A 21,335-nucleotide genomic window follows, 5' to 3' on the forward strand; every position below is an offset into this window, starting at 1 on the left:
TATGAGCATCACGTTTAACGATCGAGATGAATTTCAGCGTAAGCAGATCGCAGAAAAAGCAATCCAACTATTACGAGCAGATATAGACATTTCTCCTATGGTTATCGATGGAAGTTGGGGGACAGGGAAAACAGAGTTTTGCCATAAGTTAATCAATCTTATGACTGAAGAAGATACACATCACCTTATCTATGTGGATGCCTTCCAAGCTGATCATGCTGATGAGCCGCTCTTAACGGTATTAGCCGAAGTTGTTAATATCCTGCCGTCAGAGGAAGATAAAGAGAGTTTTATTAAGAAAGCTATACCAGCGGCAAGATACGGTTTGAAGACTTTAGCAAAAGCTGGGGTAGCACATTTGCTTCGCCAAGATGCTGCTGACGTAGTTAATGACTTTGATAAAGAAATTCAGCAAGCAGCCAACAAAGCCATTGATGCATCGGTAGAGTCAGTACTGAAGGATCACGTCAAGGCATCAGAAAGCCTAAAAACGCTTCAAGAAACACTTCAAGGGATAGCGCAGGAAAAGCCTATTGTGTTGTTTGTCGATGAACTTGACCGTTGTAGACCTGACTTTGCAGTTAACATGCTGGAGATCATTAAGCATACATTTAACGTTGAAGGTGTGCAGTTTGTCTTAGTCACCAATAGCCAGCAACTAAGATCTTCTATCAACCACTGCTATGGAGAGACCGTAGACGCGCAAAGGTACTTAGATAAATTTCTCAAATACTCCTTTAGTCTACCGCAAGTACAAGGACTTAATACCTACCAAGAAACATCCGTTTCATTAAGTCATTATAAAAACTTAGTTAGAACCAGTAATGTGCTAGAACCCCTAAAGCTACAGGAGTGCGGTTCCATTCGGGTTATAGAACAAATCGTAAAGATCAACAAGTTATCATTAAGAGAAGTTGAAACACTAGTACGCCATTTAGAGGTGTATGTTGCACTGTCTCAGCAAGGACACCTGAGCAACATTACAATTTTTGGTTATAAAACTCTCACTGTTCTGGCTATCGCTATCTATTCAATAAGACCGAAACTAGGCAACGCCATTCTATCTCAATCATTTGATGCTAAAGATGTTGGTAGTATTTTAGGCAAAACTGGATTAACGATACTAACTGGCCAGTCTCGTCCAGACGAGATGGAATTGCTCTGCTATCTGATATGCTCTAGCAACTGTAAAAACTCAGAAACTTTCATTCCTGAAGGAAATGAAAACAAAGAAAAATGGGATAGCTTCGCTGATGGTTACTTTAGAGGCAGCTTCTTTAGGCCTGATGAGGGGTATGCCTCCATCTGTAAAGACGCATTAACAGTTTTGTCTCTGCATTAAGGACGCTCAAAAAATGAAACCTAATGTACCTAACTTCCGAGAAGAACAGAGTGCTAAAATTCCTGCATTGACGCTGTTGAGTAACCTAGGTTACACGTTTATCCCACCAAGCGAATGCTTGGTGAAACGAGGAAACCGAGCGATGGTTATCTTGCCTGATGTATTACGTGATGTGCTTAAACACAAAACATATACCTTCATGGGTAAGCAGAACAAGCTATCAGAATCAGCCATCGACAAGATTATTCATGAGCTGGCGAACCCAGCCATGAATGAAGGCTTAAAAGCAGCAAATGAGAAGTTGTATAACGCCCTCACTTATGGCATCAGTGTCACCGAGTTTATCGACGGTAAAAAAGCCAACCCGACCATCGACATCATCGACTGGAGCACACCAAGCAGCAATAAATATCACTTCACTGAAGAGCTAGAAGTCGACAACGCTCATGGAACAGGTAAACGTATCCCTGATGTGGTTTGCTTTGTAAATGGCTTGCCTTGGGTAATCATAGAAGCAAAACGCCCTGATTCATCTTCCGAGGGAAAACCAACGGTTGCCGAAGGCATCTCGCAAAACATCCGCAACCAGAAGGTAGATGAGATCCCTCATCTGTTTGCTTACAGCCAACTACTGCTCTCTGTGAATGGTCATGAAGGGCTATACGCTACCTGCGGAACACCTGAAAAGTTTTGGGCTAAGTGGAAAGAAGAAGAAATCACTGAAGCTACCTTTGAACGTTTGAAAAACACAGCACTGATTCAAGATAAACTGGATCTTATCTTCAACCACCGTCCTGCCAAAGTTCGCGATGAGTACCTGTCTCTTATTGCAGGTGGTGACCTTGTGGTAACCGACCAAGACCGATTGTTGGTATCTTTGTTACGTCATGACCGACTACTGGAAATGACCCAACTCTTCACCTTGTTCGACAAGAAAGCGGGCAAAATCGTTGCTCGTTATCAACAAGTGTTCGGCATTAAAGCCTTGGTTGAGCGGGTTACCTCATTCGATGAAAAAGGTGCACGTAACGGTGGCGTGATCTGGCACACCACGGGTTCTGGCAAGTCTTTCACTATGGTATTCCTGTCCAAGGCACTGATTTGGCTAAAAGAGCTAGCTAAATGTCGCGTGGTAGTGGTAACCGACCGTGTCGACCTAGAAGATCAACTCGCCCGCACTTTCGCCTCTGGCGGTGCTCTATCTGACAAAGATAAAAGGTCGGCTATGGCAACTACAGGCCGCCGCTTAGCCGAGCAAATCGGCAAAGGGAACGAACGTATTATCTTCTCCATCATTAATAAGTTTGGTACTGCGATTGAGTTGCCTGAGTGCTATAACGATAGCCCAGACATTATCGTGCTGGTTGATGAAGGCCATCGTAGCCAAAATGGTGAGAACAATATCCGTATGCAGCAAGCTTTGCCGAAAGCAGCTTACATCGGATTTACGGGTACACCACTGCTACAAGATGATAAGACCGAAAACAAGTTTGGTAAGATCATTCACTCCTACACTATGCAGCAAGCGGTAGAAGATAAAACTGTTACTCCACTATTGTATGAAGAGCGTATCCCAGATCTCAGCACTAATGACAAAGCCATTGATGCTTGGTTCGACCGCATTACCGATTCTCTCTCAGAAAAGCAGCGCACCGACTTAAAGAGAAAGTTTGCGCAAAAAGGCCAGATCTATCAAACCGAAGGTCGCTTAGAGCTTATCGCTCATGATATTTCTGATCACTTCCAAAACTTCAAGAACCAAGGTCTCAAGGGACAACTTGCCTGTGACTCTAAAGCCTCTGCTATCCAATATAAGAAGCTATTAGATTCTATTGGTAAAGTGACATCAGTCGTTGCCATGTCAGCACCTGATACGCGTGAAGGGCATGATACCGTTGACGGTGAAAGCAAAGATCTTGTACAGAATTGGTGGACTGAAAACGTCCTAAAATCTGATTTTGGGCAGGATGAGAAAGCCTACACCCAGCATATTATCGATGAGTTCAGCAAGGAAGATGGCCCTGACATCATGATTGTGGTGGATAAGCTGCTTACAGGCTTTGATGAGCCGAAAAACACTGTGCTCTATATCGATAAGCCATTAAAACAACACAACCTGATACAGGCGATAGCTCGTGTAAACCGCCTGCACCAGAAAAAGCAGTTTGGTTACCTCATTGATTATCGAGGTATCTTGAAAGAGTTAGACGCATCTATTGCCAGCTATCAAGAACTTGAGGAGCGTATTAAGGGCGGGTTTAACATCGATGACCTAAAAGGTCTCTACCATCGCATGGACACCGAGTATAAGAAGCTTCCTGGCCTCTATAGCGATCTATGGGCTATTTTCGAAAGCGTACAAAATAAGCAAGATGGTCAAGCACTGCGTCAGGTTCTAGCTCCTAAGATAGACACTATAGATGGACAATTAACCGATACCAACCAGAAGAAGCGTGAAGATTTTTATACGGCTCTTACAGCATTTTCTAACTGCTTGAAAGTTGCTTTGCAATCAGCCACCTACTTCGAAGATAAGAGCTTTGATGATAAGCGTGAACTATACAAAAAAACGCTGAAGTCAATGTCTGAGCTACGAAGACAAGTACGTGAAGATGCGGAAGAGACTGTTGATTACGACGAGTACGCCGAAAATATTCGAACCATGCTTGATAAACATATCGGTGGCGTGGAAATCCAAGAGCCTAAGGGAGCCTATCTTGTTGGTAATATGGGTAAAGACGTTAAGCCTGAAGATTTAACGGACGATGAAGCTCGGAATAAGAAAGATGCGATTACAGGTCGTGTAACCAAAATGATTGAGCAGGACTTGGCGGACGATCCATACGCTCAAGAGTACTTTTCTAAACTACTTAAGCAGGCTATCCAACAAGCCAAAGAGATGTTCGATGCACCTGTTAAGCAATACTTGCTATTCGCTGATTTTGAAGAGCAAGTAAAAGAGCGCAATGTTGAAGGCATGCCAACTGATCGTTTTGCAGAGCTAGAGCCAAAGATTAAGCGCCATGTCCAGGCATACTTTGGCCTGTTCTTGAAACACCTTGGGGATATAAATGTCCTTAGTGAAGATGAGCGTTTCAACTATGCAATACAAATTGATGAGGTAGTTACTGCGTCGGTTGCTGAGTTCTCCATTAACCCACAAGAAATCGAGAACCAAATCCGCCGTAAGCTGTTACCTGTTTTGTTTAAAGCTATCGGCATGGATACAGCCAAGGTTATCATCGCTGACGTTATCCAGATTACTCGCCTTGGTGTTGCAGGTCACCATTAATGACATCGGTAAGTTCAAAAGAAGATAACAAAGAAGAATATAGCTTCATCTACGGTGATGAAGCTATTTCCTACGAGGTGGTTCGTAAGCCTCACCCAGAAGGCAAGAAACGCAAGATAACTATCAAAGTTCATCCAAACTGCGAGGTTATTATCACGGCTCCAGAAGATGTTCAGCGTAGTGACATTCATGAAGCAGTAATGAAACGAGCCAAGTGGATCTACGACGCACTTAAAGAGTTTCGCAGCCATTTGGAGTATATGCAGCCGAAACATTATGTTAGTGGAGAGATGCAGTTTTACCTTGGTAGACGTTATGTGCTTAAAGTCGTTGAAGATGGAGATGCTTTACCTTCGGTAAAAATGAGCCGAGGTAAGCTCCTGGTTACCCTGACACGGTTCAATGATGATAAAAAAGCTATGGTAAAGGCTTTGGTTCGGAACTGGTATCTGGTACGTGCTGAGCGCATTTTTCACGAGCGCCTATCCGAGCTATTACCACAAGCAGCATGGATAAAGGGAATACCCAGCTTTCGTGTTCTTTCCATGGCGAAGCAATGGGGAAGCTGCTCTGCCAAAGGAAATCTGATGCTCAACCCTCACCTAATCAAAGCTCCTAAAGAGTGTATTGATTACGTGATATTGCATGAACTTTGTCATATTGCAGAACACAATCACAGTGAACGGTTTTGGCGCTTACTAACAAGCGTGATGCCTCATTGGAAAGAAGTGAAAAGCCGATTGGATGGGATGGCTGAGCTTTATTTAAATGAGTAGATAGAGCGTTGAGTCTTCATAGGCTATGGGGTTCGCCTGTATTTTGTCTGAGGCAAAGGCGACGGAGCCTCAGACAATTTTGCTCTATAAGTTTGTAATTCTTATTCGACTGAAGAATTGTTAAGGAGTAGGGGGAGTTCTAGCTTCTGACGGATATAGGTACGATATTGGTTCGCTCTCGGATCTAGTGACACTCTGGCTCGCCTCGTCGTTGGACTAAAATTGCCGAGTTTGAAGCCTAATGACCATAATATTTTTCTTATGAACTGAGTTGCTTTCTTCTGCGAGTCAACTTTTTTTCTTTTGAGTTTATCGTTGTTAAAGACAAGCGCTAAGGCCTCTCGTTTTGATAGTACTTTCTCGGAAATTGAGACCATATCATCCTGATTTAAAAATACCTTAGATTTTGCTTCATCGAACAGGTTATCTAAAAGCAGAACTGAATGAAGAAACTGAGCAACATCGACATCTAATTGATTGATTTCATCATCTAGCTTGAGTTCCTCATCATCTCGTACCAAAGGTAGTAGCGAGAAGATACTTCTATCAAACTGGAAGTGAAAGTGAACATCTTCTTCAGTCAATGTTTCAAGACGATAGTATTGCCTTATGGTCGAGCGAATGATAGCGGGTTCGAGTTCGCTAATGATGGCGTTGCTTCTAAGAGCTGTCGAGAGCGCACTCAGTTGTATGTCCTCTGCTTCAAGAATTGCTTTAACTAAGCTTTTGAAATATGCACGAGAATCCTGGCGGATCTGGCGCATGACACTAAGCAAATCTGAAGCTTTATGACTTTCTATCGTCGTTTTGAATCCAAGATGCTCTAGTGTGAAGAAGAGGCTTGCATCCAGCGCTGAGTTTAGTTGCCCAACACGAGATTTAAATTTCCTCATCCAGTTAAACCATTCTTGTTTGTGTCCTTTAAGCGCCAGAGGAGTATCTTGCGTTACAACTTCTTTAGTGCTGTTGACTGCAAATACGATCTCACGAGCGCTACGAAATCGTCTAGCAAAGTTGATCAGTTCGCGTGGACATAGTGTTTTGTCGGCTATGACCGTCACTCTATTAGTGAAGTGAGAAGTTATTGAAAAACCAGAAGCTAAACAGGGCGAGACGAGAATAGCACGGTATTTATGAATATGAATGTTTGGGTTTGAAAGAAGCTCCTTCTGCTCCTCTAGTCCCTTATTGTCGCCGTGAAGGATTAAGACATCTTGCTTTAGAGCTGACGCCTCACAATATAGGTTCTTGTCATTTACAAAACCTAACGCTTTTGCTGTACGTTTGAGGGTGTTGACTGAATCAAACAGAAAAGCCTTATCTGACCAAAGCCTTTGACTTATCTCACTCGTCAGGTAGGTGGCTTTGTCTTTCACGATAGCATGAATGTTCGTGTAAGGGTTTTCGGTGCAATGTAGCACTTTTAGCTTCCCTCTTAGCCCTTGAATAAAGTCCAGACTAATATCAGATAGGTCGGCGTCTCCGACGATGACATTGGGCGCTTTTTCTATTGCGTAACATAAGGAATCAAATACCTTGTTACGCTGCATCTGCTGGTTGTCATCAGAGCAAACAACTGATTTGAACACTTTTTCAAATTCGTCGATGATCAGCGTGTGGCAGTTAGCTAGTTTATCCAAAAACATATCTTTATAGATGCTGTTTATAACAACACCGAAAGCTTCGCAGTTTTCGACTTCGTTAAGCTTGTTTGAAGAATAAGAAGTAGCCTTGTTGTCATGGCAAAATTGTTCAACCAAAGCGATCAAGTGAGACACGTACACAACTCGCTCTTTTTCGCTTGCATGTAGTGCAAGCGGGCCGAACAAACGTTTTGTCTTTCCTGTACCTGTAGCTGCCTTGATTGCTAATGTTGAGCACTGTTGTAGCTCTTGCTCAAGGTCAATTGAGCTTAGCTTTGTGAAGTGCTTGCTGCTGAATGATTCAGATATGGATGAATGCTCGTCAACAGCTCTTTTACGCTTTGAGATTTCTTCTTTCAATGCAATGAGTAGTTCATCGAAAATAAGGTGATCGCGTGCGATGTACTTGCTTACGATCTCTTTTGGTTCCATTGTAGTTAGAGGAAACTGATGGCTTAAGTTTTTAGCTATCATTCGAAGGTATTCTTGGCGCGGAGCCAAATTGTAAAGTACCAATAAATACTCAGTGCTTCTGCGTTTTGGGCATAAAGTTACTTTTGATTTGATGTCGAAAACGGGCAGTCGAGTAGTGAAAAAATTCTTCTGTAAAACACATATAGCTGTGTTCAAGTGGCTTTGCGAGTCAATGATTACGCGAGTAACACTACCGACGGAGTCATGGTAATAGTTTACGACTTTGTCTAGCTCACTGTGTTTTGATAAAGCGATCAACCTAGAGTCAGTCGATGAGAATTGAATCTCTTTGTTTGATAGCAGCGTAATCTTGTTGGTGTTTGCAGCATTTAAGAGTAGGTGCTCAGATGCCAAGCCTGTTGCGATAGTTGTCATGTCTCAACTTCTTATATCTATCGATGAATAAAAGAAGTGGGATCTTTTGCTATTTATATATACAGAAGAAAAATCCCACTTTTTGACAGCATGCGATGCATGCTAAGAAAGCGAGTTATGCAGCTAGCGCTGTATAATAGGTTTCTTCAAACAGTGACTGGCGTCTTTCGACTAGTTCAGAGACGACAGATCTTAGATCTTTACCTAATGCCATCGCTGCGATGACAGTATCAATTTCATGGGATAGGAAGCCGACAGAATTTGCGCCGAGCGAAATCGATGGCGGAAATGAGCCGTCATTAATTTTACGGTGTAGTGTAGCTTTGGAGAATGGAATACGTGCTAGAACGTCATGCTTACGTTCGATCTTGAAGTTATTGCTCATAGAAAACCTGTGTTTTTATGCTTATTAATCAAGCGGTTGTTGAAAATTAGGTTTTTAAAACTATGAGTACTAGTGCTCAGCGAAATGCTATTAAATGAGCGAGAAAAAAGTATGTAATAAGTTGCTATCGATAAAGTAGCAAACTTCAGGTTTAATTTAGTTTCACTTTCTCCTTTTAAGTCAGTCGGTTGATACAGAGTGAGTCTCTGAACGACGCAGAGAGACTAGATCGAATATCTTAAGTCTGTAAAGAAAAGCCATGAAAATTACATGGCTATTGTGACTTATGTCACGTGGTGGTGTTTAGTTACCCAATATAGGCTTTGCGATAGTATTAGCACTTTTGGCTGCATCATGGATGAAATTACTCCACCATTCCATGATCTTTCTCCTCTCTTCAAGGTATTGTGCGTTGTTGTAGATATCTCGGATCGTATTTTTATCAACATGTGCTAAAGATAGTTCGATTGCATCACGATTGAACCCTTGCTCATTAAGGGCTGTGCTGCCTATGGATCGCATACCGTGACTGACTAGTTTTCCCGTCATTCCAGCTCGTTTTAAAGCTGTATTAACGCTTTGGGTGTTAATGTGTCCGCTTTTGCTTGTGTCACTGGCAAAGATATATCGTTTGCCTTTGGTAATTGGTTCCATGAACTTAAGGAGCTGTATGCTTGCGTCAGACAGTGGAATCTTATGAACCCTGCGGCTCTTCATTTTTTGCTCAGGGATGATCCAGAGCCTACTTTCGAAGTCAATTTCGTGCCACTGAGCTTGAGCACTTTCTGATGGCCTAGTCAATGTATGGAGCTGAAATTCAAAGGCGCATCTGGTTACCATTTTGATGTTTGCATTTGACATTGCATTCATCAGTAAAGGTAGCTCGTCGGGAGTAAGCGTTTTCATGTGTTCAACGCTGGGTTTCTTGAACGCTTCTCTAATTCCTTGTATTGGGTTCGAATGTATAAAGCCACTATTGACGGCGAAGGCCATAACATCGTTTAAACGTTGGCAGACTCGCTTTACCGTTTCGAGAGAGCCTTTTTGTTCTATAGGTCGTAGCTGTTTGATGACAGTTGGAGCAAGTAGATCACGAATCGGCAACTGACCGAGATTCGGAAATATGTGTAGCTCTAGAGAGCGCCATATATCTTGTGCGTAGCCTGGCGTAATGGAGTGACTTTTAACGTCAAACCATTCTTTAGCGACATGGTGCAGTGTTGTTTCGACCGCTAATTGTTCCGCTGCTGCTTGATTGTTTCGATGAGTCTGAGGGTCGATTTTTTCAGCAACGAGCTGGCGGAACTCTCTTGTTTTCTCTCGTGCTGACGCTAGAGTGATATCGGGATAGATGCCAAGACCGATATTCTTTCGTTTCTTGGTTACAGGGTGTATGTAGTTAAATATCCAGGATTTTGTGCCATTCGGTTTGATACGCAAAAGTAAGCCATTACCATCGCCAAGGCTATACTCTTTGTCCTTGGGCTTTGCTTTACTTACTTGGGTGGCTGATAACGGTTTGATTATTCGGGCCATTTCTATCTCTTCCTTGCTTAATGTAACACTAGGTATGGTGCTTTAATCAGCGTGTTACATTGAATGTTACTTCATGGAAGAGATTAGATGAAATTCAGTGAGACGCCTTGATACTGATCAATTTAGACTTTTCAAGGGTTTAAAACCAAAAACGGGACGTCCTGAGACGTCCCGATACACGTGTTTGGTGGAGCTGGCGGGAGTTGAACCCGCGTCCAAAAACTATTCATCATTGGTACTACATGCTTAGTCGATCTTTAAATTCACCAGTAACCTGCGAACCGACACGCTAGTTAAAGGCTAACCTGAATTATAATTCGCCGTTCATCTCTCAGGTGGGAAAATCCGGGCTAGCGCGTTTGGGTTTGATCTCTCGTTATTCCCCGTCTTACGTGCGGAAGCTAGGGCGAGAGAGCTCTGAGCAGGTTATTAAGCTGCTAGTGCGTAGTTTTCGTCGTTTGCGACTATTTTTTTGCGGCTTTTTACGTGGCCAACCGCCCCACGGCATGCACCTCAGACTGCAAAATTCCTGTCGAATCCTAAATCAGCCCCAAAGTGTTCTTGCATAGTACCAGAAAAGCCATGCCTGTCTAGCACTGTGCAGTTCAAGTGCTCAAGATTAACGCAAATTACTCTTCATAATTCGTGCTTTATCGCGAGCCCAATCTTTTTCTTTCATATCAGTACGTTTGTCGTGCAGCTTCTTACCTTTTGCTACGCCAATTTTGATTTTCGCCCAAGAGCGAGACCAGTATAGCGATGTTGCAACCAGCGTCATGCCTTCACGGTTAATACGACCGAATAGGTTGTCGAGCTCTTTTCTCGACATTAGGAGTTTACGGACACGTGTTGGGTTCGCGACAATGTGCGTACTTGCTTGTGTTAGTGGAGTGATAGTCATGCCACTGATGAATGCTTCACCGTCTCGGATGTAGACGTAGCTTTCTGCGATGTTCGTTTTGCCTTCACGTAGGGATTTTACTTCCCAGCCTTGTAGCTCAAGCCCCGCTTCAATCTCATCATCGATGAAATATTCGTGGCGAGCTTTCTTATTTAGCGCAATGGTATTACTACCCGCTTTTGATTTTGATTTTTTCTTTGCCATAATGGCCTCATTATACGGATTGCGCGAAAGATGGGGAATCCTTTTTATTTGCGCTCTGGCTCAATACCATTAAAATTGTGGTTTGTTTAATGTAACGCTGTCTTTAACAGGAGTCTATATGCCAAAGGTTACTCGTTCAGCATTAGTATCATTTAGTGCTGACCAGATGTTTGACTTGGTCAATGATGTTGCTCGTTATCCTGAGTTTTTGCCGGGTTGTTCTGGTTCTCGTGTGATCGAATCTTCAGATTCAGCAATGGTGGCTTCGGTTGATGTATCGAAAGCTGGTATTAGCAAAACATTTACAACGTCGAATCGCCTCGCGGAAGGTGCAGAGATTTTAATGGAGCTGGTGGACGGCCCATTTAAGAAGCTGCAGGGCGGTTGGTACTTTACGCCTTTAGACGATCAAGCGTGCAAAGTAGAATTGAAGCTTGAGTTTGAATTCTCTAGCCGCATGATTGAAATGGCTTTTGGCAAGATCTTCAATGAACTCACCAGCAATATGGTGAACGCGTTTACTCAGCGTGCGAAGCAGGTGTACTAAGCATGAGCATTGAATCAGACATGATCCACGTTGAAGTGGTTTACGCCCTGCCACATGAGCAGCGTGTATTTACACTGGTGGTGAACAAGAACGCGACGGTAGAAGAGATCATCGGCCAGTCTGGCGTGCTTGAGCTTTATCCTGAAATCGACCTAACTAAGAATAAGGTCGGTGTATACAGCCGCAACGTGAAACTGGATGCCACAGTTCGAGACAAAGACCGCATTGAAATTTACCGCGCACTGCTGGCTGATCCGAAAGAGATTCGTCGTAAGCGTGCCGAGCAAGCAAAAGCGGCAGCGACTAAGTAAATCGTTATACGTTCAAGTAGCAAAAAGCCTGCATCGTTGCAGGCTTTTTAGTATCTGGCGGGTTGTGCATTTAGCGGTTTTATCGAAGGCTTTCGAAAAACTCATCACTCGCTTCAAAGTCACCGTTGATGCTTACCAGTGTGCCTGTCGCGTCAAAGTTAACCACGAGGTTTTTCTGGATCGGGTCTTCGTGACCTTTTTGGTGATGGTAAATGTAGTACCAAGTGTCTGGGTAGCCGTTTTCGATCAGCATTGGTGAGCCCATAACGTAACGAACTTGTGTCTTAGTCATACCAAATTTCAGTTGGTCGACAGCTTCTTGTTCAACGTAGTTACCCTGGTTGATGTCAATTCGATAAACCAACTTTTCTAATAGAGAACAACCGGTCAACATTGTTAGTGCAAGTGGAACTGCAACTAACCACTTCTTAATTCGCATAGTCTGAGATCTTTCTTCGCTAAAATACTGCCTGATAATAAACAAGCTCCAGCAAGAAGTAAAAAGCTCCTTGCGCTTTGAACTTAATATGACTGGCAATTTTGAAATAAGTTGCAAAATTGCCAATCTTTTTCAGAAAACTATCAGGTATTTGGCGAAAGTTTAATCTAAGCGGCGATTAACAGCTCTTTTGCGTTGGCGAGCGTTGAATCGGTGATCTGGCTGCCACCAAGCAATCTTGCAAGCTCAGAAATACGTTGTTGCTCATCAAGTGTGTGCATTTGCGTCTCTGTTTTGCCTGCTTTGGTGCTTTTAGCAACGAACAGTTGTTGGTGACCACAACCTGCCACTTGAGGCAAGTGAGTCACACACATGACTTGTGTCGATTCGCCCAGAGTACGCAGCATTTTTCCAACGACAGCAGCCGTTGGACCACTGATACCAACATCCACTTCATCGAAGATCAGGCTAGGGGTATCGACTTTCTGAGCGGTGATTACCTGAATCGCGAGTGAGATACGCGATAGCTCACCACCAGAGGCCACTTTAGCAATTGGCTGCATTGGTTGCCCCGGGTTGGTAGAAACAATAAAGGTCACGTTGTCCATACCCAGTGGTGATGGGTGTGTATTGGTGTTGTTTACCTCAATTGCGAACTGCGCTTTTTCCATACTGAGTTCATGCATGCTTTGCGTGATCAGTTTGTTCAGCTCTTTAGCGTAACGAACGCGAGACTTATGCAGTTTCTCGGCTTTCGCAACAAAACCTTGGTAGTGCTGTTCAACTTCGTTAGCCAGCTCATCCAGCTTTTCATCAGAGCAGTCTAGGTCTTCAATCTGCTGAAGAAGATCTTGATGATGCTTGTAAAGCTCTTCTGGTAATACATGATGCTTGCGTGACATCGACATGACTTTTGAGAATCGCTCTTCTACAAATGCCATACGACCAGGGTCGACATCTATACTATCCAGATAAGTCCTCAGCTCGCTGTTGGTCTCTTCGATTTGGATGATGGCTTCAGAGAGCATGTTTGGTAACTCAGCCAGTCTTTCATCCAGTTCAGCTAGCTGAATTAGGGAGTGATTGGCCGATTGCAGAATACCAAGCGCATTAATTTCTTCACCTTCGTAAATAAGCTCGATAGCCTGCTGACAGGTTGATGCAAGCTCACCACTGTTGGATAGGCGTTTGTGCTCTTGTTCAAGCTCTTCATATTCTTCCTCCCCAAGTGAGAGCTCGTTCAGCTCTTTGATTTGGTACTCAAGCAACTGTTTCTGTGCTTGGTTCTGTTGGCTGTTGTCACGCAACTCTTTTAGGTGGTTGTCTGCGTGACGCCAAGTTTGGTATGCGTTGCGAGTCGACTTCAGCAGGTTTAGGTGGCCTGCATATTGGTCAAGCATTGCCATTTGGTAGTCGCTTTTCATCAACTGATGGTGTGCATGCTGACCATGGATGTTAATAAGCAGCTGGCCTAATGATTTTAGTTGTGAGAGTGGAACAGGGCTGCCATTAATAAAGGCACGTGAACGGCCTTCTTTCGAGATGGTACGGCGAAGAATACATTCGCTGCCATCCAGTAGCTCGTTATCTTCTAGCCAACGAGTCGCATGTAAGTTGTTATCCAGTAAAAATGCGGCGCTGACTTCGGTTTTCTCTTCACCTTGTCGCACCATGCCTGCGTCAGCTCGACCACCAAGGCATAAGCCTAACGCGTCAATAGCAATAGATTTACCTGCACCAGTTTCACCGGTGATGGTTGTCATGCCTTTAGAAAGTTCTAGCTGTAAAGACTTAACAATAGCGAAATTATTAACACTTAGATGAGCCAGCATTTTTATTTACCTGTATAACTGAACAACACTGTATATAAGATCAGTATATACTGTTTCTTTATACAGTAAAGTAAGCAGGTGAATATTTTTTGTGAGATCGATCAAATCAAACTTCGTTTGTAGGTAACTGATATTGATGTCTATTTGCGAAAAGAGATTCCAGACACTTCGTCCCTCAGTTCTGGAATGACGCTACAAATAAGGTTTGAAGGGCAGGGAGCGTTAGGGTTTCAGGCAATAAAAAAGGTTGGCATGTTGCCAACCTTTCAAAATTTATTCGTTGTTTACTTAGAACAACTTACTCGACCAACCAAGCTTGTTTCTTAGGACGTGATAGTAGCTGTAATCCTTAGGGTGGATCAGCTTGAGCACGTTTGGGCTTTGGTAGATGTGGATTTCGTCACCAGGTGAAACAGGGAGTGAGATTTGGCCGTCACAGCTTACTTCTTGAGTGCCACGATTATCTGGAGAGACAATCAGTTTGATGTGGCGCTTACCATCAACCACCAAAGGTCGGCTCGATAATGTGTGCGGGAACATCGGCACGAGTGAGATTGCATTTAGGCTAGAAGACAAGATCGGGCCACCACCAGAGAGTGAATAGGCGGTAGAGCCAGTCGGCGTAGAGACAATCAAACCGTCAGAACGCTGCGAGAAGGCGAAGCTGTCATCAATGTAGACTTCAAATTCGATCATGTGAGCGACTTGACCTGGGTGAAGTACCGCTTCGTTAAGCGCTGCATTGTGGCTTTTTATTTGACCATGACGATGGATCTCGGTTTCAAGTAGGAAGCGCTCTTCCTCCATGAACTCACCATTAAGCACATCAGTTAACGCTGATTGGAAATTTTCAGGATTAAGATCGGTCAAAAAGCCGAGGTTACCACGGTTTACACCGATCACTGAGATATCGAATCGGGACAAGATACGCGCTGCGCCGAGCATGTTGCCATCACCACCTACAACAACGGCTAAATCCGCTCGTTTACCGAGTTCGACCAAGCTTGAGAATCGCTCTTTAGGGATGTCGTCTAAAATGCTGGCTAATCTGTCATCAACAAACACTTGATAGCCTTCAGCACTTAACCACTGATACAGCTCTCTATGAGTCTGAATTGCTTGTTGATCTCGAGGTTTACCAATGATGGCGATGACTTCAAATGGCTTTTTCATAAGGTTTCCAAACGAATTAGGCTTGAATCAAAATTCTTCATCCCCATAATAAAGGCAAGTTGAATGACTATGCGAGTGTTTTATATCAAATTGGGCGCTAATACGCCGCTCACTGGCATAGAAAACTGAATTCTGGAGATATCATGAGCAACGAAGAAAACAAAGTAACGGAAGAAGAGCTAGATCAGATCATTGCTGAGGCAGAGAAAGTTGAAGCAGAAGCGCAAACTGAAGAAGCCGCTGACGAACAAGAAGCAAAGATCGCTCAACTAGAAGCAGCTTTGTTGTCGAGCGAAGCGAAAGTAAAAGAGCAGCAAGATTCTGTTCTACGTGCGAAAGCTGAAGTAGAAAACATGCGCCGCCGTACTGAGCAAGAGATCGACAAAGCGCGTAAATTTGCTCTAAACAAGTTTGCAGAAGAGCTGCTACCAGTTATCGATAACCTAGAGCGTGCAATGCAAGCAGCAGACGCTGACAACGAAGTAGTTAAGCCTCTGTTTGAAGGTGTTGAGCTGACTCATAAAACGTTTGTAGACGTGGTAGCTAAGTTTGGTCTTAAAGAGATCAACCCTGAAGGCGAAGCGTTCAACCCTGAGCTTCACCAAGCAATGTCGATTCAAGAAAGCCCAGATCACGAGCCAAACACAGTAATGTTCGTGATGCAGAAAGGTTACGAGCTTAACGGTCGTGTGATTCGTCCAGCAATGGTTATGGTTTCAAAATAAATCACTGAACCATGTGAAATACTAAGAGAGGCTTCGGCCTCTCTTTTTTTGTGTTTAATACAGCGGCAGGCCAACAAATAAGCAAAAAAAGTGCTTTAAGTATGTCGTTCTTTTTATTTTAGTGATTTCAGGTGTTTAGTGTAATATTTTATGAAACTAGTTGTTTTTAAATAATTGCTCTGATGTCACATTTGTAATTAATATGTGAAATAATGCTTTCAATTGTTATCTTGATATGTAAAATCTCCGGCCATATCGAGATATCACTCGTATATATAACTATAAAAGTACATTTTTCAAACATAACAGACTGGAGATAAACGATGGATAAATCGCTCTCAAGTAAAATATTTGTAGGTTTGTTTGCCGGCCTACTTATCGGTACTGCAATTCAGTACCTACTCAGCGGTATTGCGATCTTTGATACTTACCTACTTGGTGCTGCGGAAGGCGCTGGTGGTATGTTCGTTTCACTAATTAAACTTCTTGTTGTTCCACTTGTTTACGTATCTATCGTTTGCGGTATCGTTGAACTGAAAGATATCCGTTCATTTGGTCGTCTTGGTGGTAAAACCTTTGCTCTTTACATTATCAACACCATCATCGCGATTTCTGCTGCACTAACTATCGGTTTGATCTTCCAACCGGGTGCGGGTGCTAGCCTAGCGGGTACGGTTTCTGAGACGATTGCTCTAACAACAACTGAAACACCAGACATCTTCTCTCTGGTTGTGAACATTGTTCCTAGCAACCCAGTACAAGCGTTCGCAAGCGGCGACATGCTTCAAATCATCTTCATGGCGATTCTAACGGGTCTTGCTATTCAAGCGCTTGATTCTCGTGGTGGCCCAGCTATCAAGACGTTCAAGATGGCTAACGAAATCATGATGAAGCTTATCGGTCTAGTAATGAGCCTAGCGCCATACGGTGTATTCGCACTGATGATTCAACTGGGTGCAACGCTTGACGCAAACACGCTAATGTCAGTAGCAGGTTACGTAGCACTTGTTGTTGCAATGCTAGTGTTCTGGATCTTCTTCTTCTACCCAGCAATGGTTGGTGCGTTCACAGGTATTTCTCCAAAACAATTCCTACGTGCAACTCGTGAGCAGATTCTTTTCTCACTATCTACTGCAAGTTCGAATGCGACAATCCCTGTAACAATGCGCACTCTTACAGAGAAGCTGAATGTTTCTAAATCTGTAGCAGGCTTTGGTGTACCACTAGGTGCAACAATGAACATGTCTGGTGTATCTATCTACATCGCACTAGCAACTATGTTCGTAGCTAACGCATTTGGTCAGCCAATTAACACTGCAGACATCTTTACTCTTGGTCTAACTATCCTGCTACTGTCTATCGGTGCTGGTGGTGTTCCAGGTGGCGGTGTAGTAATGGTAGGTGTTCTATTGCACCAACTAGGTCTACCACCAGAAGGTCTAGCAATCGTTGCAGCTGTTGACCGTATCTGTGACATGTTCTGTACTTCTTCTAACGTAGTTGGTGACACAGCAGTAAACACAATTGTTGCTAAGTCTGAAGACGAAATCGGTGTAGAAGCAGATAAAGAAGTTGAACTGAATAAAGCAGAAGCTTAATCAGAAAACTCAAAACTGAATCTTAAAAGCGAGGCCTAGAGCCTCGCTTTTTTCGTTTGTACTAGAGAAAAACAGTGAGGTTTAGATAAGCGTTAGTCGGTTTTGTGAATGGCAACATGAAATTCTAGAGTGTCTCTGCAAATATCTAAGATTGATCACATATAATAATACAATAGTATTTTATATTCTTTGGCAACCTACATTCAGACGACATTAAGGAAAATAAAATGAAGTTGTCCTACCTTAGCTTAATTACCGCTGCTGTTTTAGCGACACCTGCTCTTGCCGCCGATAATGATATGGCAAGCCAATTCAACCTTGATCCGGCGAAAGCACCTGCGCAAAACTTTGACCTATCTAAGTGGAAGATCAATTTACCTGAGCTGACAACTGAGGGACCGCGTAAAGGTAAGACCTTAGAGATCGCCAAAACTGAGCTTGCTAATGTAGAAACGCCTTATGTTCATCCTGAATGGTTCTACACAGACAAAGAAACCGGTGCGATGGTGTTTGTTGCTCCAAATACAGCACCAACCACACCAAATAGTAAAAACACTCGAAGTGAATTACGTGCGATGCTAGGCGATGACTACGCTGCGCCAGACAACAACTTTGTAGTATCGAGCCACAGCAATGCGAAAGATTATGGCTCGATTGGTGGCCAGATGACGGCAACACTGTCGGTCGATCAAGTGAGTACAAGTGGTAACTACAAGAAGACAGGTGCGTTTTCTGTGGTGATTGGTCAGATTCATGGCTCAGATAACGAACCATTGAAGATTGTTTACCGTAAATTACCAGAGCATGAGCATGGTTCTCTAACGTGGAACTATGAACTTAACCCTACGCCTGAGCTGCAAAATGCCAAGGATGATAACGGTAAGAAGCTACGCAAAGATATCCGTCATGATGTGTTTGGTAAATATAACCTGAAGAAGGGCAGTGCGGACCCGGTTGATGGCATTAAGCTTGGTGAAGTTTTCTCTTACGATGTTGATATCAAAGATACGATCATGCACCTGACCTTTACTAAAAACCCGAACTCGGATTCACCTATAGTGAAAACCTATGAAGTGGATTTAGCAGCCGGTAACTACCAAGGTCATGAAGTTGATTTAGGTTACGGTCAAGATTGGATGTACTTCAAAGCGGGTGCATATAACCAGTGTAATACGAAGAAATCGAGCTCGGCGTGTGAGTGGCGTGGTATGGATGCAGGCGACTACACCAAAACCAGCTTCTACCAGTTGGTTCTGAACCAGTAATCTTCACATCCCGTGTTTTATGTAAGGCCCTCAAATGAGGGTCTTTTGCTTTTTACAGTATCGCAAAACGGCATTTTTGAAGAGTGAGTGACGATGATTCACCATGAGACCTTCTGTTCAATCAGTGCTTAACCGTTGATTAAGTAGCCAATATCCACCCTCCCTCAGTAATAAAGAAGGAAAAATGAGTTTTTTTTCTTTATTTCCCTTGAAAAGTGTTTTGCTGCCCTTATCTATTGGGCATACGAAAGCAAAAAACATTTGCACTTTAATTTTGTGTATCGGGGTTGAATCCCTGATTACCACCCCCACATATGTGGGTATAGCAAAAACTAAATAGAATATATTTCGGAGATAGCCTGATGGGTAAAATCATTGGTATTGATTTAGGTACTACTAACTCTTGTGTTGCTGTTCTTGACGGCGACAAACCACGCGTAATCGAGAATGCGGAAGGCGAACGCACAACTGCGTCAGTAATCGCATACACAGAAGGCGAGACGCTAGTTGGTCAACCTGCAAAACGTCAAGCTGTTACTAACCCTCAAAACACACTATTCGCTATCAAGCGTCTAATCGGTCGTCGTTTTGAAGATGAAGAAGTACAACGCGATATCGAAATCATGCCTTTCAACATTGTTAAGGCTGACAACGGTGATGCATGGGTAGAAGCGCAAGGCCAAAAAATGGCTGCTCCTCAAGTATCTGCTGAAGTACTTAAGAAGATGAAGAAAACAGCTGAAGACTTCCTAGGTGAAGAAGTAACTGGCGCTGTTGTAACTGTTCCTGCTTACTTCAACGATGCACAACGTCAAGCAACTAAAGATGCTGGCCGTATCGCTGGTCTAGACGTTAAGCGTATCATCAACGAACCAACTGCTGCTGCTCTAGCTTACGGTCTAGACAAGCAAGGTGGCGATCGCACTATCGCTGTATACGACCTTGGTGGTGGTACTTTCGATATCTCTATCATCGAGATCGACGAAGTTGAAGGCGAGAAGACATTTGAAGTTCTTTCTACTAACGGTGACACTCACCTAGGTGGTGAAGACTTCGATAACCGCATGATCAACTACCTAGTAGACGAGTTTAAGAAAGAGCAAGGCATCGATCTTAAGACTGATCCACTAGCAATGCAGCGTGTTAAAGAAGCAGCAGAAAAAGCGAAAATCGAGCTTTCTTCTACTACTCAAACTGACGTAAACCTACCTTACGTTACTGCTGATGCGACTGGTCCTAAGCACATGAACATCAAAGTGACTCGTGCGAAGCTTGAGTCTCTAGTTGAAGACCTAGTACAACGTTCTCTTGAGCCTCTAAAAGTTGCTCTAGCGGATGCTGACCTATCTGTAGGCGAAATCACTGACGTTATCCTAGTTGGTGGTCAAACTCGTATGCCTATGGTTCAAGCTAAAGTTGCTGAGTTCTTCGGCAAAGAAGCTCGTAAAGACGTAAACCCTGACGAAGCAGTAGCAATGGGTGCGGCAGTTCAAGGTGGTGTACTAGCTGGTGACGTTAAAGACGTACTACTTCTAGACGTTACTCCTCTATCTTTCGGTATCGAAACGATGGGCGGCGTAATGACTAAGCTAATCGAGAAAAACACAACTATCCCTACAAAAGCGGATCAAGTGTTCTCTACAGCTGAAGACAACCAAAGCGCGGTAACTATCCACGTACTACAAGGTGAGCGTAAGCAAGCGACTTACAACAAGTCTCTTGGTCAGTTCAACCTAGAAGGTATCCAACCAGCACCACGTGGCATGCCACAAATCGAAGTAACTTTCGACCTAGATGCTGACGGTATCCTAAACGTATCTGCGAAAGATAAAGCGACTGGTAAAGAGCAGAAGATCACTATCCAAGCTTCGGGCGGTCTGTCTGAGGAAGAGATCGAAGCAATGGTACAAGAAGCAGAAGCTAACAAAGAAGCGGACAAGAAGTTCGAAGAGCTAGTAACTGCACGTAACCAAGCTGACCAAATGATTCACGGCACTAAGAAGCAAGTAGAAGAAGCTGGTGAAGCTCTACCTGCAGACGAGAAAGAGAAGATCGAAGCAGCTATCGCGGCACTAGAAGAAGTTAAGTCTGGTAACGACAAAGAAGCTATCGACGCTAAAGTTCAAGAACTTATGCAAGCAGCTCAGAAGCTAATGGAAATCGCTCAACAGCAAGCTCAAGCTCAACAAGCTGGCGCTGAAGCAGGTGAGCAACCTAAGCAAGACGACGACGTTGTTGACGCAGAATTCGAAGAAGTTAAAGACGACAAGAAATAATTTCGTCGCAGAGTAGCCTGATTTCGTTGTCGGAAGTGCTCACCTACTAGCGTAGGCTGCGCGCTTCCTCCTAGAACTCAAGCTATCTGCTTAGAAATTTGTCTCGAAGACTTATTAATACGGGCGTCAGAGGTAACTCTTACGCCCGTAAATTTGTATTTAGGCTGTCAATCTAGATAATGGCTCTCGAATCTCGAATCTCGAATCTCGAATCTCGAATCTCGAACCTTTATCTAGATTG

The 21,335-nt window shown here is 43.5% G+C and carries 16 protein-coding genes and 1 other RNA gene; 9 read left to right on the plus strand and 8 right to left on the minus strand.

Annotated elements, in window-relative coordinates; translation table 11 throughout:
• The first annotated feature begins 1 nt into the window (after window position 1).
• Genes L1D60_RS18440 through L1D60_RS18450 form a run of 3 tightly spaced genes read left to right on the plus strand, consistent with a single transcriptional unit; the run spans window position 2 to window position 5,410 of the window.
• Window positions 2-1,342, plus strand: a complete 1,341-nt coding sequence (locus L1D60_RS18440) for a P-loop NTPase fold protein (protein ID WP_239842384.1) — start codon at window positions 2-4, stop codon at window positions 1,340-1,342.
• 13 nt (window positions 1,343-1,355) lie between these two features.
• Window positions 1,356-4,634: an HsdR family type I site-specific deoxyribonuclease gene (locus L1D60_RS18445; protein ID WP_239842385.1), complete on the plus strand. Its 3,279-nt coding sequence runs from the start codon at window positions 1,356-1,358 to the stop codon at window positions 4,632-4,634.
• The gene (locus L1D60_RS18450; protein ID WP_239842386.1) at window positions 4,634-5,410 is read left to right on the plus strand and encodes a SprT family zinc-dependent metalloprotease; all 777 of its coding nucleotides are present in this window, start codon (window positions 4,634-4,636) and stop codon (window positions 5,408-5,410) included. The genes L1D60_RS18445 and L1D60_RS18450 overlap by 1 nt, the downstream gene beginning before the upstream one ends.
• Window positions 5,411-5,511: 101 nt before the next feature.
• Here L1D60_RS18450 and L1D60_RS18455 read toward each other — a convergent pair whose 3' ends face one another.
• The 5 genes from L1D60_RS18455 to smpB all read right to left on the minus strand — a co-directional run bounded on the left by L1D60_RS18455 (window position 5,512) and on the right by smpB (window position 10,928).
• Complete coding sequence (locus tag L1D60_RS18455; RefSeq protein WP_239842387.1) at window positions 5,512-7,527, minus strand: hypothetical protein; 2,016 nt, start codon at window positions 7,525-7,527, stop codon at window positions 5,512-5,514.
• A gap of 490 nt (window positions 7,528-8,017) precedes the next feature.
• Window positions 8,018-8,287, minus strand: a complete 270-nt coding sequence (locus L1D60_RS18460; RefSeq protein ID WP_239842388.1) for an AlpA family phage regulatory protein — start codon at window positions 8,285-8,287, stop codon at window positions 8,018-8,020.
• Between the two features lie 303 nt (window positions 8,288-8,590).
• Window positions 8,591-9,823, minus strand: a complete 1,233-nt coding sequence (locus L1D60_RS18465; protein ID WP_239842389.1) for an integrase domain-containing protein — start codon at window positions 9,821-9,823, stop codon at window positions 8,591-8,593.
• A 185-nt stretch (window positions 9,824-10,008) separates the two neighbouring features.
• Window positions 10,009-10,375, minus strand: a transfer-messenger RNA (tmRNA) gene (gene ssrA / locus L1D60_RS18470).
• 67 nt (window positions 10,376-10,442) lie between these two features.
• Window positions 10,443-10,928, minus strand: a complete 486-nt coding sequence (gene smpB, locus L1D60_RS18475) for an SsrA-binding protein SmpB (protein ID WP_032551363.1) — start codon at window positions 10,926-10,928, stop codon at window positions 10,443-10,445.
• Between the two features lie 118 nt (window positions 10,929-11,046).
• On the opposite strand from smpB, the gene L1D60_RS18480 reads away from it, so the two are divergent.
• Both L1D60_RS18480 and L1D60_RS18485 read left to right on the plus strand, forming a co-directional pair.
• Window positions 11,047-11,475, plus strand: coding sequence for an SRPBCC family protein (locus tag L1D60_RS18480; protein WP_032551364.1), 429 nt, complete (start codon window positions 11,047-11,049; stop codon window positions 11,473-11,475).
• Window positions 11,476-11,477: 2 nt separating this feature from the next.
• The gene (locus L1D60_RS18485) at window positions 11,478-11,786 is read left to right on the plus strand and encodes an RnfH family protein (RefSeq protein WP_239842390.1); all 309 of its coding nucleotides are present in this window, start codon (window positions 11,478-11,480) and stop codon (window positions 11,784-11,786) included.
• A gap of 79 nt (window positions 11,787-11,865) precedes the next feature.
• On the opposite strand, the gene bamE is transcribed toward L1D60_RS18485, so the two are convergent.
• From bamE to nadK, 3 genes are all read right to left on the minus strand, one after another.
• A complete protein-coding gene (bamE, locus tag L1D60_RS18490) occupies window positions 11,866-12,225 on the minus strand; it encodes an outer membrane protein assembly factor BamE (RefSeq protein ID WP_239842391.1) in 360 nt (119 codons plus the stop codon).
• A gap of 167 nt (window positions 12,226-12,392) precedes the next feature.
• On the minus strand, window positions 12,393-14,057 hold the full coding sequence (recN, locus tag L1D60_RS18495; protein WP_239842392.1) for a DNA repair protein RecN: 1,665 nt from the start codon (window positions 14,055-14,057) through the stop codon (window positions 12,393-12,395).
• 288 nt (window positions 14,058-14,345) lie between these two features.
• Window positions 14,346-15,230: an NAD(+) kinase gene (gene nadK / locus L1D60_RS18500; protein ID WP_032551369.1), complete on the minus strand. Its 885-nt coding sequence runs from the start codon at window positions 15,228-15,230 to the stop codon at window positions 14,346-14,348.
• Window positions 15,231-15,373: 143 nt separating this feature from the next.
• Here nadK and grpE point away from each other — a divergent pair, with 143 nt between their 5' ends.
• The 4 genes from grpE (at window position 15,374) to dnaK (ending at window position 21,094) form a co-directional block, all read left to right on the plus strand.
• Window positions 15,374-15,955, plus strand: a complete 582-nt coding sequence (grpE, locus tag L1D60_RS18505) for a nucleotide exchange factor GrpE (protein ID WP_032551370.1) — start codon at window positions 15,374-15,376, stop codon at window positions 15,953-15,955.
• A gap of 323 nt (window positions 15,956-16,278) precedes the next feature.
• Window positions 16,279-17,553 (plus strand): dicarboxylate/amino acid:cation symporter, encoded by a 1,275-nt coding sequence (locus L1D60_RS18510; protein ID WP_239842393.1) that lies wholly within the window; start codon window positions 16,279-16,281, stop codon window positions 17,551-17,553.
• A gap of 227 nt (window positions 17,554-17,780) precedes the next feature.
• On the plus strand, window positions 17,781-18,818 hold the full coding sequence (locus L1D60_RS18515) for a polysaccharide lyase family 7 protein (protein ID WP_239842394.1): 1,038 nt from the start codon (window positions 17,781-17,783) through the stop codon (window positions 18,816-18,818).
• Window positions 18,819-19,180: 362 nt separating this feature from the next.
• Window positions 19,181-21,094, plus strand: a complete 1,914-nt coding sequence (gene dnaK, locus L1D60_RS18520) for a molecular chaperone DnaK (protein ID WP_239842395.1) — start codon at window positions 19,181-19,183, stop codon at window positions 21,092-21,094.
• Window positions 21,095-21,335 lie beyond the last annotated feature (241 nt).

This window comes from Vibrio sp. Isolate30 (genome assembly GCF_022397975.1).
In the GTDB taxonomy this organism is placed as follows: Bacteria; Pseudomonadota; Gammaproteobacteria; order Enterobacterales; family Vibrionaceae; genus Vibrio; species Vibrio fortis.